This is a genomic window from Mycolicibacterium aichiense, from assembly GCF_010726245.1.
Taxonomy (GTDB): domain Bacteria; phylum Actinomycetota; class Actinomycetes; order Mycobacteriales; family Mycobacteriaceae; genus Mycobacterium; species Mycobacterium aichiense.
The window spans coordinates 2,917,193-2,933,195 of sequence record NZ_AP022561.1; the positions used below are offsets into that span (position 1 = coordinate 2,917,193).

Annotated in this window: 20 protein-coding genes; 11 read left to right on the forward strand and 9 right to left on the reverse strand. The window is 67.0% G+C overall.

What is annotated here, in order from left to right; translation table 11 throughout:
- Positions 1-13 precede the first annotated feature (13 nt).
- Positions 14-1,138, forward strand: a complete 1,125-nt coding sequence (locus G6N32_RS14155) for a nitronate monooxygenase (protein WP_115320130.1) — start codon at positions 14-16, stop codon at positions 1,136-1,138.
- Between the two features lie 51 nt (positions 1,139-1,189).
- On the opposite strand, the gene G6N32_RS14160 is transcribed toward G6N32_RS14155, so the two are convergent.
- Entirely contained in the window at positions 1,190-1,633 is a 444-nt protein-coding gene (locus G6N32_RS14160; protein WP_115320131.1) for a hypothetical protein, read from the reverse strand.
- Between the two features lie 455 nt (positions 1,634-2,088).
- On the opposite strand from G6N32_RS14160, the gene G6N32_RS14165 reads away from it, so the two are divergent.
- The 3 genes from G6N32_RS14165 to G6N32_RS14175 all read left to right on the forward strand — a co-directional run bounded on the left by G6N32_RS14165 (position 2,089) and on the right by G6N32_RS14175 (position 3,983).
- The gene (locus G6N32_RS14165) at positions 2,089-2,400 is read left to right on the forward strand and encodes an STAS domain-containing protein (RefSeq protein ID WP_115320132.1); all 312 of its coding nucleotides are present in this window, start codon (positions 2,089-2,091) and stop codon (positions 2,398-2,400) included.
- 10 nt (positions 2,401-2,410) lie between these two features.
- Positions 2,411-3,232: an ANTAR domain-containing protein gene (locus G6N32_RS14170; RefSeq protein ID WP_115320133.1), complete on the forward strand. Its 822-nt coding sequence runs from the start codon at positions 2,411-2,413 to the stop codon at positions 3,230-3,232.
- 88 nt (positions 3,233-3,320) lie between these two features.
- Positions 3,321-3,983 (forward strand): hypothetical protein, encoded by a 663-nt coding sequence (locus G6N32_RS14175; RefSeq protein ID WP_147292030.1) that lies wholly within the window; start codon positions 3,321-3,323, stop codon positions 3,981-3,983.
- Here the strand turns inward: G6N32_RS14175 and G6N32_RS14180 are convergent.
- Positions 3,980-4,690, reverse strand: a complete 711-nt coding sequence (locus G6N32_RS14180; protein WP_115320136.1) for an SDR family NAD(P)-dependent oxidoreductase — start codon at positions 4,688-4,690, stop codon at positions 3,980-3,982. The two genes, G6N32_RS14175 and G6N32_RS14180, sit on opposite strands and share 4 nt — an antisense overlap.
- Positions 4,691-4,744: 54 nt before the next feature.
- Positions 4,745-5,335 (reverse strand): TetR/AcrR family transcriptional regulator, encoded by a 591-nt coding sequence (locus G6N32_RS14185; RefSeq protein WP_115320137.1) that lies wholly within the window; start codon positions 5,333-5,335, stop codon positions 4,745-4,747.
- Positions 5,336-5,448: 113 nt separating this feature from the next.
- Between G6N32_RS14185 and G6N32_RS14190 the strand changes: the two genes are divergently transcribed.
- The gene (locus G6N32_RS14190; protein WP_115320138.1) at positions 5,449-6,729 is read left to right on the forward strand and encodes a cytochrome P450; all 1,281 of its coding nucleotides are present in this window, start codon (positions 5,449-5,451) and stop codon (positions 6,727-6,729) included.
- Positions 6,726-6,917 carry a ferredoxin gene (locus G6N32_RS14195; protein ID WP_115320139.1) on the forward strand — a complete coding sequence of 64 codons (192 nt, stop codon included), beginning with the start codon at positions 6,726-6,728 and terminating at the stop codon, positions 6,915-6,917. Before G6N32_RS14190 ends, G6N32_RS14195 begins: the two co-directional genes overlap by 4 nt.
- On the opposite strand, the gene G6N32_RS14200 is transcribed toward G6N32_RS14195, so the two are convergent.
- Positions 6,911-7,198, reverse strand: coding sequence for a hypothetical protein (locus G6N32_RS14200; protein WP_115320140.1), 288 nt, complete (start codon positions 7,196-7,198; stop codon positions 6,911-6,913). The genes G6N32_RS14195 and G6N32_RS14200 overlap by 7 nt on opposite strands.
- Positions 7,199-7,284: 86 nt before the next feature.
- Between G6N32_RS14200 and G6N32_RS14205 the strand changes: the two genes are divergently transcribed.
- The 5 genes from G6N32_RS14205 to G6N32_RS14225 all read left to right on the forward strand — a co-directional run bounded on the left by G6N32_RS14205 (position 7,285) and on the right by G6N32_RS14225 (position 11,509).
- The gene (locus tag G6N32_RS14205) at positions 7,285-8,046 is read left to right on the forward strand and encodes a helix-turn-helix domain-containing protein (RefSeq protein ID WP_163789266.1); all 762 of its coding nucleotides are present in this window, start codon (positions 7,285-7,287) and stop codon (positions 8,044-8,046) included.
- Between the two features lie 107 nt (positions 8,047-8,153).
- Positions 8,154-9,401 carry a cytochrome P450 gene (locus G6N32_RS14210; RefSeq protein WP_115320142.1) on the forward strand — a complete coding sequence of 416 codons (1,248 nt, stop codon included), beginning with the start codon at positions 8,154-8,156 and terminating at the stop codon, positions 9,399-9,401.
- A gap of 29 nt (positions 9,402-9,430) precedes the next feature.
- Positions 9,431-9,976, forward strand: a complete 546-nt coding sequence (locus tag G6N32_RS14215; protein ID WP_115320143.1) for a YceI family protein — start codon at positions 9,431-9,433, stop codon at positions 9,974-9,976.
- 127 nt (positions 9,977-10,103) lie between these two features.
- Complete coding sequence (locus G6N32_RS14220; protein WP_115320144.1) at positions 10,104-10,826, forward strand: FadR/GntR family transcriptional regulator; 723 nt, start codon at positions 10,104-10,106, stop codon at positions 10,824-10,826.
- The gene (locus G6N32_RS14225; protein ID WP_115320145.1) at positions 10,823-11,509 is read left to right on the forward strand and encodes a sterol desaturase family protein; all 687 of its coding nucleotides are present in this window, start codon (positions 10,823-10,825) and stop codon (positions 11,507-11,509) included. The genes G6N32_RS14220 and G6N32_RS14225 overlap by 4 nt, the downstream gene beginning before the upstream one ends.
- Here G6N32_RS14225 and G6N32_RS14230 read toward each other — a convergent pair.
- The 5 genes from G6N32_RS14230 to G6N32_RS14250 form a co-directional block, all read right to left on the reverse strand.
- Positions 11,499-12,254, reverse strand: coding sequence for a L,D-transpeptidase (locus tag G6N32_RS14230; RefSeq protein WP_115321183.1), 756 nt, complete (start codon positions 12,252-12,254; stop codon positions 11,499-11,501). The two genes, G6N32_RS14225 and G6N32_RS14230, sit on opposite strands and share 11 nt — an antisense overlap.
- Positions 12,255-12,402: 148 nt before the next feature.
- A complete protein-coding gene (locus G6N32_RS14235) occupies positions 12,403-13,665 on the reverse strand; it encodes a DUF7159 family protein (RefSeq protein WP_419538687.1) in 1,263 nt (420 codons plus the stop codon).
- A gap of 186 nt (positions 13,666-13,851) precedes the next feature.
- Positions 13,852-14,196, reverse strand: a complete 345-nt coding sequence (gene fdxA / locus G6N32_RS14240; protein WP_102806264.1) for a ferredoxin — start codon at positions 14,194-14,196, stop codon at positions 13,852-13,854.
- A gap of 117 nt (positions 14,197-14,313) precedes the next feature.
- Positions 14,314-14,883 (reverse strand): lipoprotein LppJ family protein, encoded by a 570-nt coding sequence (locus G6N32_RS14245; RefSeq protein ID WP_115320147.1) that lies wholly within the window; start codon positions 14,881-14,883, stop codon positions 14,314-14,316.
- 173 nt (positions 14,884-15,056) lie between these two features.
- The gene (locus G6N32_RS14250) at positions 15,057-15,911 is read right to left on the reverse strand and encodes a cyclopropane mycolic acid synthase family methyltransferase (RefSeq protein WP_115320148.1); all 855 of its coding nucleotides are present in this window, start codon (positions 15,909-15,911) and stop codon (positions 15,057-15,059) included.
- Positions 15,912-16,003: the final 92 nt, after the last annotated feature.

Sequence of the window (16,003 nt, forward strand, 5' to 3'; positions counted from 1 at the left end):
AAGGAGCCGGTTCATGCACACAGCCCTTTGCGACGAGCTCGGTATCGAGTTCCCCATCTTCGCTTTCACCCATTGCCGTGACGTCGTCGTTGCCGTCAGCAAGGCCGGCGGCTTCGGCGTGCTGGGTGCGGTCGGCTTCACGCCGGAGCAGCTCGAGATCGAGCTGAAGTGGATCGACGAGAACATCGGCGACCACCCCTACGGTGTCGACATCGTGATCCCCAACAAGTACGAGGGCATGGACGCCAACATGTCCACCGACGAGCTCACCAAGATGCTGCAGTCGATGGTTCCCCAGCAGCACCTCGATTTCGCCAAGAAGCTGCTCGCCGACCACGGCGTGCCGGTCGACGACGCGGACAACAACGCGTTGCAGCTGCTGGGCTGGACCGAAGCCACTGCCACCCCGCAGGTCGAGATCGCTTTGACGCACCCCAAGGTGAAGCTGATCGCCAATGCCCTGGGCACCCCGCCTGCCGACATGATCAAGCACATCCACGATTCAGGCCGCAAAGTCGCCGCGCTGTGCGGCTCCCCCGCGCAAGCCCTCAAGCACGCCGAGGCCGACGTCGACATCATCATCGCCCAGGGCGGCGAGGGTGGCGGCCACTGCGGTGAGGTCGGCTCGATCGTGCTGTGGCCCCAGGTGGTCAAGGCGGTGGCACCGCGCCCCGTGCTGGCCGCCGGCGGTATCGGCAGCGGCTACCAGATCGCGGCCGCGCTCGCGCTCGGGTGCCAGGGGGCCTGGTCGGGTTCTCAGTGGCTGATGGTCGAAGAGGCCGAGAACACGCCGGTGCAGCAAGCCGCCTACGTCAAGGCCAGCAGCCGTGACACCGTGCGCAGCCGCTCGTTCACCGGTAAGCCGTGCCGGATGCTGAAGAACGACTGGACGGAGGCCTGGCAGGCCGAGGGCAACCCCGAGCCGCTCGGAATGCCGTTGCAGTACATGGTTTCCGGTATGGCGGTCGCAGCCACGAGCAAGTACCCGAACGAGACCGTCGACGTCGCCTTCAACCCGGTCGGTCAGGTTGTCGGTCAGTTCAGCAAGGTGGAGAAGACCGCCGCGGTGATCGAGCGCTGGGTGCAGGAGTATCTGGAGTCCACCAGTCGCCTCGAGGAGCTCAACGCCTCGGTCTGAGACACCACACGACAATGCCGCCAGGGTGATCCCCTGGCGGCATCGTCGTTTTCAGCCTGCGGGGTAGAAGTCGTTCCCGTTGCCCCAGTCGCCGGAATGCATCGATCCGGGCTGCCAGCCCGCAGCGCCCAGGCAGAGCATGGGCAGGCCGTCGGGCGACTGCGCCGCGGCCTGCGATCCCGGGCACGGCGAACCGACGGCCTGCACACCGTAGATCTTGGGTGAGAGCACCCAGAAGCCGACGCCCTCGGGCGGGCGGTCCATGCCGATCGGCGACTGACCGGGAATCCAGCGGCAGAGCAGCGGCTCGCCACCGGGGCCGCGGCCGAACGCGAATCGGTCCCACTGGTAGCACGGTGCGCTCAGGTAGGCCTCGTAGCTCATGCCCGGCGGGTCACCCGGGAACGGGCCGTGGGGTTCGTCGGCTGCGGCGCCCGGTGCCATAGCCAGCGCCGTACCGGCGACGGCTGCTGAGATGACGAATTCGCGGAGCATCTATCCACCCTCTAGGTCTCTTCCCGCAGGGCCCCTTGCCCCCCGGCAACCCTCTCGCGTGAGCCTAACTGCTGTTGCGGGTGTGTCTGCGGTGAACTCGGAAAGGCGTGCGAGTCCCCGTCGGAGGCCACCGGCAGCAGACTTTGCTCTCGCTGACTGCTCGGCACGCACCGAAGCTTGCTAAGCTGCCCGGCGATTACGTCGTCGGGGGTGACGAGGACGACGGGAGTACCAGTGGGTGAAGCGCGCGGCGCCGGGTCGGTTGCTGCCGCCGGTCGAGATGTCCAGTTCGGGCCTAAAATCGTGCTGACGGTCCGATCCCGCGACGGTGGTGGCCGGCGGCGGCTTGCGGTTTCCGGCACCAGCTGTTCGAACCATCGGCAACAATCGCCGGGTACCGGCAGTTACGGTTTGTGCGTCGGAGCAGGCGTCGAAACGCTCAAGGAGTTGCGCTGATGGCAGAGGCCCAGTTCCGGGTCGCGGCGGGTTCCGATCTGGAGTCGCCACAAGTGGTTGCCTCCGGTGAGATCGACCTGGCCAATGTCGGGCAGTTCCAGGATGTCGTCGCCAAGGCCGCGACCGGCTCTGCCGCGTTGACCGTCGATCTGTCAGACGTCACCTACTGCGACAGCGCGGCGGTGCGTGCGCTGTTTGCGGTGGCCGCCACGGCCGAGCTCACGATGATCATCGCGGCCGAGGGGCCGATCAAGACCCTGCTCGGCATCTCCGGTCTCGACCGGGTAGCCACCGTCATCACCAAGGAGTGAGTCGCACACCATGCCCGTCCCCGAGTTCCACCGGCGCGACCTGTCCCAGCGGGAGTTGTTCGACCGGATTCTCGAACGCGTCCACCTCGACCTGCCCCATGCGGTCGGGCTGACGATCACCGTGCACGACCGGCGGCTCGACGAGGACGAGGTGACGATGCTGGCCTCCCGCGGCTACGGCGGCGAGATCGTCGAGGCGCAGCTGGCCGGGCTCGGCGGTCCGGTGATCGACGCCTTCGTCCACCAGATGCCGGTGCTGAGCCTGGATCTGTGGGCCGACGAGCGCTGGCCGGAGCTGAGCCTGCAGGCCATGGACAGCCGGGTTCCCGAGCACAGCGCGGCCTGGCGTGAGGTGCGTGGTGCGGTGTCGGTGCCCGGGGTGTGGAAGTCCGACAGCACGGTCGTGTTGTCGTGCGCGCTGGACCGGCCGTCGACGGCGACCACGGTGACCACGCTGATCGGTTACGAGCAGCTGGTCTCCGCGGCCATGGTGTCGGCCGGCGCCGAGGATGAGACCGCCACCGCCGACATGCTCGCGGTCCTGCAGTCGCGCGGAGCCATCGAGCAGGCCAAGGGGGCGATCATGGGGCGGCTGATGTGTGACGCCGACACCGCGTGGGCCACTCTTCGGCGCGCAAGCCATGAATCGAACGTCAAGCTCCGCTCACTGGCGGTGGCCCTGGTGGAACACATCAGCGGTGCACCGGCCGAGCAGCCCGCGGCCGGGTCGCCGATCGTGCCCACCGACCAGGCCCGCCAGGCCGCCGGCTTGTTGTGGGCGGTGCTGACCCACGAGTCGACCCCGGCCGAGCCGAGCGGACCGGCCAGCTGAGTGGCGTGACGGGCATCTCCTGCGATTAGTCCGGAGAAACGCCGCTGCGCAGCACGGAAAACCCCGCCCCAGGTGGTTCGCTTAGGCCATGTCAGCTCACGAACCTCACACCACCCACCCGCCGTCGCGCTGGTTGCCATGGCTGGGAGTCGGCGGAGCACTGACAGCGGTCGGGCTGGCGGTCGGGGTGACCGTGGCGTCCGGCTCGTCTGACACGCTGCCCGTCGCCCAGGCAGCACCCACGACGCTGTCCACAACGGCCAGCACGACGACGACGTCCCCGGCCTCGACGTCGACATCGAGCGCGCCTGCGTCATTCACGGCCGATTCCCGGGGCTACGTCGACACCGGCGCACGGTGCGACGAGAACCAGACCCTGATGGCTTACGGGCGCACGTCGAAATCGCTGGTGGTGATCTGCGTGAACGCCGACGGCGGCCTGGAGTACCGCGGCGTGCGCCTGTCGGACAACGCTCCCCTGCACCTGCCGATCACGCGTAGCTCCGACGGGACACTGGTCGCGGTCAACGACGGTGTGACGTACGCCGTTTCGCCCACCCAGATCCTGGTGTCCTCGGGTGACGATGTCATCTACAAGGATTCGTGGATCGAGTTCAAGGAGGCCAGCTTCTCGCCGGCCAGCACGTCGGGCACCGCGAGCAGTTCGGCAAGCGCGACGACGACGGTGAGCACCACCACCGTCACGGTGACCACATCGGTGACCCCGACGACGACCAAGCCCGCCGGCTAGGTGTTGCGGCCGCCGTTCACGCCGAGGATCTGGCCGGTAATGTAACCGGCCTCTTCGGAGATGAGGAACGCGCATGCCGCGGCGATGTCCTCCGGTTTGCCCATCCGGCGCACCGGGGTGGCGTCGATCGTGGCCTGGATGTCGCCCATGTTGCCGCGCGCTTCGGCCTTGCGCAGCATCGGGGTGTCGATGAAGCCCGGTGGCACCGCGTTGACCGTGATGCCGGCCGGACCATATTCCAGCGCAAGGCTTTTCGTCAGACCGTTGACGCCGGACTTCGCCGCCACGTAGGCCGACATGTAGGGCACACCGGAGTGGGTGCTCGATGAGGAGATGTTGACGATGCGGCCCCAGCCTGCCTCGACCATGTCCGGCAGGACGGCCTGGATGGTGTGGAAGACGCCGTGCAGGTTGATGTCGATGATGTTCTGCCACTGCTCGAAGGACAGGTCGAGGAAGCGCCGGAAGCTGTCCTTGCCCGCGGCGTTCACCAGGATCGTGACCGGCCCGAGGGTGGTGTGGATCTCGGCGAGCGCGGCGTCGATCTGAGCGCGGTCGGTGACGTCGGCGACGTAGGAGTGTTCGGCCTCGGAGGGGTTGAGGTCGATGATCGCCACGGTGTGGCCATCGGCCCGCAACCGGTCCGCCACTGCCGCACCGATTCCCGAACCGCCACCGGTCACCAACGCCGTCTTCGAGGTGGACACAGGTTTCCCCTTTCCGGCGGGCTGACCGCCTGATGAAACGAAAGATGGTGAAGATCAGGATGTTCGGCGTGGTGCACGCAAACCGAGCGCACGCCGGCCCACATCGACGAGCTGGCCGTGCAGCCATTCGTCGTCGGCCTCACGTTTCGGGTCGGCCGATCCTGCGATTCCGGCGAAGACGAACTGCGCCCGCAGATACCCGCCCGGGCCCGGGTGGACATCGGCGAGCAGCGCCATCTGGCGCGAGATCATCTGCGTCCAGTCGCGGTTGGACTTGAGCACGGTGTGCACGCTCGGATCGGATGCCAGGACCGAGACCAGCATCGGGTTCTGCACGGCCAGCCGGGCGTAGCCGTTGAGCATGCGTTCGGCCCGGGCCTGCACGCCACGTTGCCTTTCCGCGTCGTCGACCACGGCGGACAGCTTGTCGATGATCGGCTCGAGGATCGCGGTCAACAACTGCTCGCGGGTCCGAAAGTGGTGATAGATGGCGGCTTTGGTGAAGCCGAGCTCGTCGGCGATCATCTGCAGCGAGGTCCCGGCGAAGCTGTGCCGGATGAACAGCGCGATGGCTGCGTCGATCAGTCGCTGCCGGGTATCGGGGGCGGCGGCGGAGTCCGGAGTGGCTGCAGCGACGGCGTTCATCGTCGACTCCCTTCGCAGTCCAACTTTACGATCGGCTAGTAAACTACCATACGATCGGCTAGCATCCTCCTTGCCGATCGTATAGGCGATTCCGTGACGTGAAGGGATTCCCAGTGACCGACGTAGACGCCGTCAACTTCTTCACGGATCGCGGTCTGGTGGCTGATCCCTATCCGTATCTGGAGGCGTTGCAAGCCCGGTGCCCGGTCTCGAAGGAGCCGCACCACGGCGTGTGGATGGTCACCGGATGGGAAGAAGCCACCGAGGTCGCCGGCGACGCCGACCGCTTCTCGTCCTGCATCGCGGTGACCGGCCCCTTCCCCGGCTTCCCGGTTCCCGTCGAGGGTCGGGACGACGTGCCCGAACTGATCGACCGACACCGCAACGAGCTGCCCTTCTACGACCAGTTGCCTGCGCTCGATCCGCCCGTGCACACCGATCACCGCGCGCTGCTGATGCGGCTGATCACACCCAAGCGCCTCAAGGAGAACGAGGAGGCGATGGAGGCGATGGTCGACCGTGCGCTCGACGACTACCTCGTGGGCAGCGGCGGCGAGCTGATTGCCGGCTTCGCCCAGCCGTTCACGCTGATGATCATCGCCGACCTGCTGGGGGTCCCCGACGCCGATCGCGACGAGTTCGTCAAGGAGATGGCCAGCGGCGCGCACCACGGCGGCGGCATCGGCAGCGTGAAAGGCGAGAGTCTGGCCAAGTCCCCGCTGGAATACCTCTACGACAAGTTCAGTGCCTATATCGAAGACCGGCGCGCCGACCCGCGCGGCGACGTGCTGTCCGAGATGGCCGCGGCGACGTTCCCCGACGGCTCGGTGCCGGGTCCCGGCGACGTGGCCCGGGTGGCGGCCAACCTGTACTCGGCAGGCCAGGAGACCACGGTCCGGCTGCTCAGCGCCGCCCTGCAGATTCTGGGCGACAACCCGGAGTTCCAGGCGCAGCTGCGGGCGGACCGTTCCAAGGTCAGCAACTTCATCGAAGAAGCGCTGCGCTTCGAGAGCCCGGTCAAGGGCGACTTCCGATTGTCGAAGGAGCCGGTCACCATCGGCGGTGTGGACGTGCCGTCGGGTTCGACACTGATGGTGGTCCAAGCCGCTGCCAACCGCGACCCGCGCCGCTTCACCGACCCGAACACCTTCGACCCGTCGCGGTCGAATGCCCGGCAGCACATCGCATTCGGACGCGGCATCCACACCTGCCCGGGTGCCCCGCTGGCCCGCGCCGAGGCGCGGGTGGCGCTGATGCGGCTGCTGGATCGCACCACCGACATCCGCATCAGCGAAGAACACCACGGACCCGCCGGTGCGCGGCGATACACCTATGTGCCCACCTACATCCTGCGTGGGCTCACCGAACTGCACCTGGAGTTTGATCTCGCATGAAAGCCCACATCGATGACGGACGCTGCCGCGGTCACGGCGTATGCACCACCGTCTGTCCGGACGTGTTCGCGATGACCGACGACGGATACGCCGAGGCGATCGTCGACGAGGTGCCCGCCGGGCTCGAAGACCGCGCCCGGGAGGCGGCCGACGCCTGCCCGGAGAACGCCGTCATCCTCGATCAGTAGTTCACGATCGAGCGCCAATAGTCCTCGGGTATCTCGGCATTCGAGCGCATGACCATCGCGAGTCCGGTGGCCATCGCCACGCCGAGCAGGCCGAGCCAGAGCCCGAACAGGCCGACCACCGCCCAGACCGCGACGGTCAACGCGGGCCAGGGTGACACCAGGGTCAGCAGCGGCGCGAAGAAGAAGCCGGCGCCCACGAACCATGCCGAGCCGGCGCGGTCGGACCTGAGCACGAAACCAAGCCAGCGCGGAACCGGATGCGGATCACTGTGCCGTGTCATGCTCTCCACGCTCCCCCGCCCAGGTAGCCGCCGCAATTACCTCCGGGGTAATGGCGCAGCGCCGCCGCCTGCGAGATGCTGGCGGAATGGCCGGCTCATCGTTCGGGGATCTGTTGCGCGACTGGCGGCACCGGCGCCGACTCAGTCAACTCGACCTGGCACTGGAAGCCGACGTCTCGGCTCGGCACGTCAGCTTCGTCGAGAGTGGACGCTCCACGCCGAGCCGCGCCATGGTGCTCCGGTTGGCCGACGCCCTGGCCGTTCCGGCGCGCGAGCAGAACCACCTGCTGCTGGCTGCGGGGCTGGCGCCGGCGTACGCCGAGCGAGGCTTCGACGACCCCGCGATGGCAGCCGTGCGCGCCGGCGTCGATCAGGTGCTTGCCGCCTACGATCCGTACCCCTGCCTGGCAGTCAACCGCAATTGGGATGTGCTGCAGATCAATTCGGGTACCGCCGTGCTGCTGGACGGGGTTGCGCCGCATCTCCTGAAAGCCCCGAACGCCCTGCGAATCGCACTGGCGCCCGACGGCCTGGCGCCGCGCATCCGCAATCTGGCGCAGTGGCGGCATCACCTGCTCAGCCGGTTGCGCCGGGAAGGCGCCGCCCCCGGCCTGCTGGCGGAGCTGGAGTCCTACCCCGGCGGCGAAGACGCGTCGACCGATCTCGGCGGGGTCGCGGTCCCGTTGGAGGTCGACCGGCTCGACGGGGTGCCCCTGACGTTCCTGTCGATGGTGACGACGTTCGGTACCGCGCTCGACCTGACCGCCGCGGAGCTCAGCCTGGAGGCTTTCCTGCCCGCCGACGCGGCCACCGCCGAGGCACTGCGATCGGCGTCGACCCGGCCATAGAACACGTTCTAGTTGCGAGTTTCCTCAACCCGCACCCGAGGGCTCCGTGCGTGGTGTAGGCATGGTTCACCGGGCACTAGATCACGTCGTATGGAGGTGCGCTTTTTATGCCCAGTCCGAACCTGCCCCCCGGCTTCGACTTCACCGACCCCGACCTGAACAACGTGCGGTTGCCCGTCGAAGAACTCGCCGAGTTGCGCCGCGTCGCGCCGATTTGGTGGAACGAGCAGCCGCGAGGCGTCGGCGGATTCGACGACGAGGGCTACTGGGTCGTCAGCAAACACAAGGACGTCAAGGAGATCTCCCGGCGCAGCGATGTGTTCTCCAGCCTGGAGAACACCGCCCTGCCCCGGTATCCGGACAACGCGGCGGTGTCACATAAGGACACCGGCCAGTTCATCCTGCTGAACATGGATGCACCGCGGCACACCCACCTGCGCCAGATCGTCTCCCGCGCGTTCACGCCGCGGGCCGTCGAGACGTTGCGCGAGAATCTGCGAGAGCGGGCTCAGGCCATCGCCAAGGCCGCGGCCGCGCAGGGGTCCGGCGACTTCGTCGAACAGGTCTCCTGCGAGCTGCCCCTGCAGGCCATCGCCGACCTGATGGGCGTACCGCAGGACGAACGCAAAAAGCTGTTCGACTGGTCCAACCAGATGGTGGGCGAAGCGGATCCCGAGTTCCACCGCAACGACCCGCAGGGTGCCGCCGGTGAGCTGATCATGTACGGGATGCAGATGGCCGCCGACCGCACGGCCAACCCCGGCGACGATCTGGTGACCAAGCTGGTGCAGGCCGACGTCGACGGGCACAAGCTCTCCGACGACGAGTTCGGCTTCTTCGTGATCCTGCTGGCAGTGGCGGGCAACGAGACGACGCGCAACTCGATCACCCACGGCATGACGGCGTTCGCCGATTTCCCGGACCAGTGGGAGCTCTACAAAGCCCAGCGCCCGGTGACCGCGGTCGACGAGATCGTGCGGTGGGCCACGCCGGTGACCTCGTTCCAGCGCACCGCCCTGGAAGACGTCGAGCTCTCCGGTGTGCAGATCAAGAAGGGTCAGCGGGTGGTGATGTCCTACCGCTCAGCCAATTTCGACGAAGAGGTGTTCGACGATCCGTTCACGTTCAACATTCTTCGGGACCCGAATCCCCATGTCGGCTTCGGCGGCACCGGCGCGCACTATTGCCTTGGCGCGAATCTGGCCAGGATGACGATCGATCTGATGTTCAACGCGATCGCCGACCACATGCCGGATCTGACCCCGCTGTCCAAGCCCGAGCGGCTGCGGTCCGGCTGGCTCAACGGCATCAAACACTGGCAGGTCGACTACACCGGGGCCGGCGCAAGCAAGTAGCTTGTGGCACAGGCCGATACAGTGCAGGCGTGACCGATACCTCCTGGACACTGACCGCCGCCGAGGGTGAACTGCAGATTTTCACCGGAGTCGGGGGGCCGGCCGCCAAGATGGGGCATCGCCTGACCATCACCTTTGCGTCCTGGCAGGCGCAGGTCCAGTGGCGAGGGGACGAGCCGGTCGCGGCCCGACTGGTGGTCGACGTCGACTCGTTGCAGGTGGTCAGGGGTGAGGGTGGCGTGACGCCGCTGACCGGCCCCGAGAAGGGTGTGGTCCGCTCGAACGCACTGAAGTCTCTCGATGCCAAGAAATTTCCGCAGATCAGCTTCGACACCGAGAGCATCAGCCCGACTACGGGCGGCTACCGCCTCGCGGGCTCTGTCACGATCCACGGCACGACGCGCCCGCAGTCGGTTGATCTGGCCGTCGAGGAGCATGACGGGATGTGGGTGATGTCCACCGAGGTGGCCGTGGTCCAGACAGAATTCGGGGTCAAGCCGTACTCGCTGTTCGTGGGGACGCTGAAGGTGGCCGACGAGGTGACGCTGAGGTTCACCGCGCGCCACCCGAGGTGATCGCCACCGCCGAGATCGACGTTGCGCGGGGTTCTTCTCGCATTTCTTCTGCCACTCGTCGGTTTGGCTGATGAGAGAACTGGTCTGACCACTTGACCTGTGGCCGGGACGGGGGCATGCTGGCGGCATGGCATTGCAGCCCGTGAGCCGGCGTTCCGTTCCCGAGGACGTCTTCGAGCAGATCCTCGCCGACGTCCTCAGCGGCGAGATGCAACCGGGCGAACCGCTTCCCAGCGAGCGCAGGCTGGCCGAGGTGCTCGGGGTCTCCCGGCCCGCTGTCCGGGAAGCGCTCAAGCGGGTCGCCGCCGCGGGCCTCGTCGAAGTACGCCAAGGTGACGCCACCACCGTCCGGGACTTCCGCAGGCATGCCGGCCTCGATCTACTCCCCCAATTGCTGCTGCGCGGTGGGCAACTCGACGTGTCGGTGGCCCGCAGCATCCTCGAAGCCCGCCTGCACAACGGGCCGAAGGTGGCCGAACTGGCCGCGTTGCGCCATCCGGACGGGCTGGCGGATCTGCTCGAACGATCGATCGCCGCGCTCGAATCGGCCGAGGACCCGCTCGATCAGCAGCGGCATGCGCTGGAGTTCTGGGATCACGTTGTCGACGGTGCCGACTCCATCGCATTTCGGTTGATGTTCAACACATTACGGGCCGCCTACGAACCGGCGCTGCCCGCGTTGGCCACCCTGATGGCCGCCGAGGTCGGCCAGACGCAGGCCTACCGCACCGTCGCCCGCGCCATCGCGGCGGGCACACCGGACGAGGCAGCGACAGCTGCCCGTGAGCTCCTGCAGCCGGCCACCACCGCATTGGTGACCGCCCTGACCGCACTGGAGGACCAACAGTGAGTGCATCGACCAACGCCCGCCGCAGTCTCACGCTGGCCGACGCGGGCCGCGAATTCTGGCGGCATCCCACCCCGTGGCTGTTCCTCGTGGCGCTGACCGGGGCGGTGATCGCCCGCGTCGCGGTCGGCGACTGGCGGCTCGGCGATGCGGTGGTGCCGTTCGCGATCGCGGCGGCATTCCCGTTCCTGGAGTGGATGATTCACGTCTTCGTCCTGCACTGGCGGCCACGCCGCGTCGGCCGGTTCACCGTCGACCCGATGCTCGCCCGCAAGCACCGTGAGCACCACATGGCCCCCCGCGACGTGGACCTGGTGTTCATCCCGCTGCAGTCGGCCATCGGCGCGGTGGTCTCCGCGGTGGTGATCGGGCTGTGGCTGTTCCCCCGCACCGGGATGGGGCTGACGTTCTTGGTGGTGATGCTGACCTGTGGGCTGCTCTACGAATGGTGCCACTACCTGGTGCACACCGATTACAAGCCGAAAACCGCTGCCTACCGGGTGATCTGGCGCGATCACCGGCTACATCACTTCAAGAACGAGCACTACTGGTTCGGGGTGACCACACCGGGCACCGCGGACCGGGTGCTGCGCACCTATCCCGATGCGGCTTCGGTACCGACCTCGCCGACGGCCAGGAACCTACACGCGATCGATGCGGAAAGCCCTGCGGCAGTTAAGCGTTGATGACGACCGGGTCGCCGATGTGGACCTGGTTGAAGTACCACGACGCGTTGTCGGGGCTCAGGTTGATGCAGCCGTGGCTGACGTTGGCGTAGCCCTGCGAACCGACCGACCACGGCGCGGAGTGCACGTACACCCCGCCCCAGGTGACGCGGACGGCGTCGCTCACGGTGAGCTTGTAGCCCTCCGGGTCGTTCAGCGGAATACCGATCGTGCGCGAATCCATCACGACCGTGGATTGCTTCTCCAGAACGTTGAAGCTGCCCACCGGGGTCGGATGCTTGGGCTTGCCCATCGATGCCGGCATCTGACGGGCCACCTGTCCGTCGATGCTGACCGTGAACGTGTGCGCCGAGATGTCGGCGACGCCGAGCACGATCGCCCCGGTGCCGAACGTCCGCGGAATTCCGCCGGCCATCATCGTGATCTCAGAGTGTGCGGGCCAGTACTGGTCGGGCACGAACTGCACGGTCTTGTCGTCGAGCCAGTCGAACCGGCCCGCCACTGAGGCCGGTGTCGTCACGCTGATCGTCTGCTGCGCCGCCCACCGGTCGGTGATCGGCTTGGTGAACGTCACGGTGATCGGCATGGCCACTCCGACGACCTGCCCGTTGGTGGGCGCAACGGAAGCGACTGTCGCGCCGTCGATGGACGGAGCGACGGCCGCCGTGCTGGTCTGCACCGAAGCCGCCAATGACAGCACCGCGATCCCTGCGACGGCGATTGCGCGTCGAACTGCTTTGGCCATGGCTCGGGTCCTCACGTGGGCGAACAGCAAAGTGAAAGTGTAGATGTTCCGCTCGGCGGCGCCCGCCAAACATGCGGTGACATGCCGTAACCGCGCCCATGGGCGACGGAATGCGCGCAATGGTCGCACGACAGCGAAAGCCGGGCGGCTATCCGCCGTGCACGCGCTCCCAGATGCGCTGCCGCAACGTCTGCTTCGGCTGGTTCACCGGTGGCACGGTGGCCACGACCGGCGGTGCGGCCGCCGGTTCGACCGGCGGGAGTGCCTCGGGGTCGGCGTCGACCCCGGCGGGTGGCGCCTCGGGCGGCGGTGCAGGCACATTCATCGTCATCGCGACCACCGGGGCGCTGTCGAAGACAGGCTCGCTGGTGGGTTGCGGCGCCTGAGCCGGGCGCGACCCGTCGTCGGCGCCTGCGAGCGCCTCAGGCGCGGCCTTGGGCGCCTCGGGCGCCTCGGGCGCGGTGACCGGGCGGAGCGGGGGCGTCTCGGCGGTGTTGACCACGTCGCGATGGGTGGGACGCGCCGCGTGGTCGGGCAGCAGTTCGAGGCCGACAGCCACCGAGGCCGACACCACGAACGCCACCACACCGCCGGCCAGCAGGGCCGTCGCGCCGCGCAGCGCCACCGATTCGCGGCGGCGGGCCGGCGGCGGCACCGGGAGGTCGAGCAGGTGATCGTCGAACACGCCGATGCCGTTGACCGAGGCCAGGGCTGCACCGCGAGCCAGCGCCAGTTCGGCTTCGGCGGGTGCGAAGACCGGAATGCCCAGCATCTGCTCGAGGCTGCGGGCGATCGGCTCCAATCCGTCGCCCGAGCCGAGCAGGACCAGGCCGTCGGGCTCCCATTCGCTGGCGCCCAGCATCTCAGACAGCCAGTCGATCAGGTCCTCGTCGGTTTCCAGGGCGTAGCTGACGGCGGTCTGCACCGTGCCCTCGTGCGCATCGACGATCAACGCCACGATGGCTTCGGGCTCGACAACACATACGGCGGTGACGTCGGATCCGATGACCTGTCCGATTCCGCGCGCGAACGCCTCGGTGGCTTCGGGCAGGCGGATCGGGATCACGTTGGCGAAGCCGCAGTCGGCCAGCGAGTCGAGCAACAGCGAGGCCTCCACGGAGGCGTCGTCGCTCCATGTCACGCCGATGGACTGCAGCCGCTGCCCGCCGGCGATGGCCTGTGTCCGCGACAGCGCCTCGGCGACAAACTCCGAGGTGGTCACGGGGCTGAACCCGCCGCGACGCACCTCGAAGGCGTCATGGCCCTTCGTTGCGCTTTCGGCTCCGTCGCCTTCAACCAGGACGAGGCCGACAGTGGTTGGGGTCATCGACAGTCCCAGGACGGTCTCCAACTTGAAGCACTCCTCTCCGGTGCAGACTTCGCCGGCCTCACACAGCACGCGCAGAGGCACCGATGGCCTGATGAGCGCACTTCGCTGGAAGCGCAGGAAGCGAACCGGGACAGCGTGGTCGTCTTCGATCTCCGTGGAGCCTACCCGCGCCCGGCCTATACCGGCGAATGAGCGCTGTTCGGTCCCGCTACGGCGACGATGCGATAACGGTGGGCTCGACGATGTCGACGAGGAGTGCCGAGTTGGTCAGGACTGATGTACCGGCAGCGCGGCGACCAGTGGGGTGTCCACCCCGACCGGGCCGAGTTCGCAGGCTCCGCCCGGATTGCCGATCGGGGCGTCGCGACCCGGCAGGACCTCGGTGAAGAAGGCCGCGTTGTCGGCGAGGAACTTCTTCTCCTCGTCCGGCAGGTCGGATTCGAAGTAGATCGCGTCGACCTCGCACAAAATCCGGCATGCGCCGCATTCCACGCATTCGACGGGGTTGATGTACATGGTCCGGTCACCCTCGTAGATGCAGTCGACCGGGCATTCCTGCATGCAGGCCTTGTGCTTGACGTCGACACACGCACTGCTGATCACGTAGGTCATGACCAGATTCTATGTGTGACCCGGCGTACCAGGTACGGGTTGAAGGCCCCGGATTCAGGGACCAAAGTCCCTACTCCGGCGAAACCGGCCACCGGAACGGGAACGGGTCCGTCCAGCTCAGCGGCGTAGCGCCGCGGTGACGTCAACCCACCCGGTGGCGTCTCGGCGGTGATCGGTGGTGTTGCGGCATTCGCCGTAGATCTGCATCGTGGCCCGATTGCTGGTGTCGTCGTTGCGGAAGTAGATGACGGTGACCCCGTCCCGGGTGAAGGTCCGTCCGCCGGGGTGGCGATTCGGCGGCATCGCCTCGGCCCAGCCTTCGTTCCGCATGGCCGTCGCGATCGAGTCGAAGTACTTCGGCGTCTGAAGAACGCCTGGCACATCGAAGTTGAGGTAGATCGCACCTTGGTACGGCGGCGCGTCGGCATTCGTACACGACATCAGCAGATAGCTGGCACTGACGTTCGCTAGCTTGCCTGCGCCGGCGATCTGGCGCGCAGGCCCGAGAACCTGCGCCCTGGCCTGGTCGTCGCTCAGCGGCTGCGCCACCGGATCGACCGCCGCGCCACGCAGGTCCCGAAAATGGTGCAACGCAACGAAACTCAGGCCCAGTGTCAGACTGACCAACAGCGCTGCGGCGATGAGCAGCGTCGCGGGCCGAGAGCGAAGGACAGTCACGGCGGGCATGTGATCACGATAGTGACACCGAGCAAAGGACCAATGGCCCTAGGAGGTGTGGGCCTTCGGCCCGCGACGATGGGCCGTCGGCACCCGTAGCGTCACGGTTGACATCGTGATGCGGCGTACGCCGGGGGATACGTCTCGATGGTCGAACCCACAGGCCGGGGCTGACCGCAGGGTCAGCCCTTGGCCAGGGTGAACTGGCAGATGTCGGTGTACCCCTCGCGGAACAGTTCAGCGCACCCGGTCAGGTACTTCATGTACCGGTCGTACACCTCGCGGGACTGCAGGGCTACCGCTTCTTCCTCGTTCTTTTCCAGTGCCGCGGCCCAGATCTCCAGAGTCCGCGCGTAGTGCAATCGCAGTGGATGGATGCGGTTGACGACAAATCCGGCGCGGGTCGCGCGGTCCTGGACATCCGTCACCTTGGGCAGGCGGCCGCCGGGGAAGATCTCATCCATGATGAATTTGAAGAACTTGAGGTGTCGCATGGTGATCGGCATGCCGCGCGCCGCGAAATCTTCATCGCTCGGCAAGACGATGGAGTGCAACAGCATCACGCCGTCGGCGGGCAGCGCGTCGTACGCCATCGTGAAGAAGGCGTCGTAGCGGTCGTAGCCGAAGTGTTCGAAGGCACCGATGGACACGATGCGGTCGACTGGCTCGTCGAACTGCTCCCAGCCCTCCAGCAGAACCCGCTTGGACCGAGTGCTGGTGGACTCGTCGAAGAGCTGCTGGACGTGCAGAGCCTGGTTCTTGCTCAGGGTCAGGCCGACGACGTTGACGTCGTACTTCTCCAGTGCCCGCATCATCGTCGCGCCCCAGCCGCAGCCGATGTCGAGCAAGGTCATGCCGGGTTGCAGCCCGAGCTTGCCGAGCGAGAGATCGATCTTCGCGATCTGCGCCTCCTCGAGCGACATGTCATCGCGTTCGAAGTAGGCACAGCTATAGGTCTGCGTCCGGTCCAGGAACAGCTGATAAAAGTCGTCGGACAGGTCGTAGTGGTGCTGCACATCGTCGAAGTGCGGCTCCATATGCGGCGTTTTCGCGGGTGTATTCAAAAGCTCGATGTCCTGTTCTTGCGTCTGCACTCCGGTCCACCCCCGCGAGACCAGTCGCACTCCCC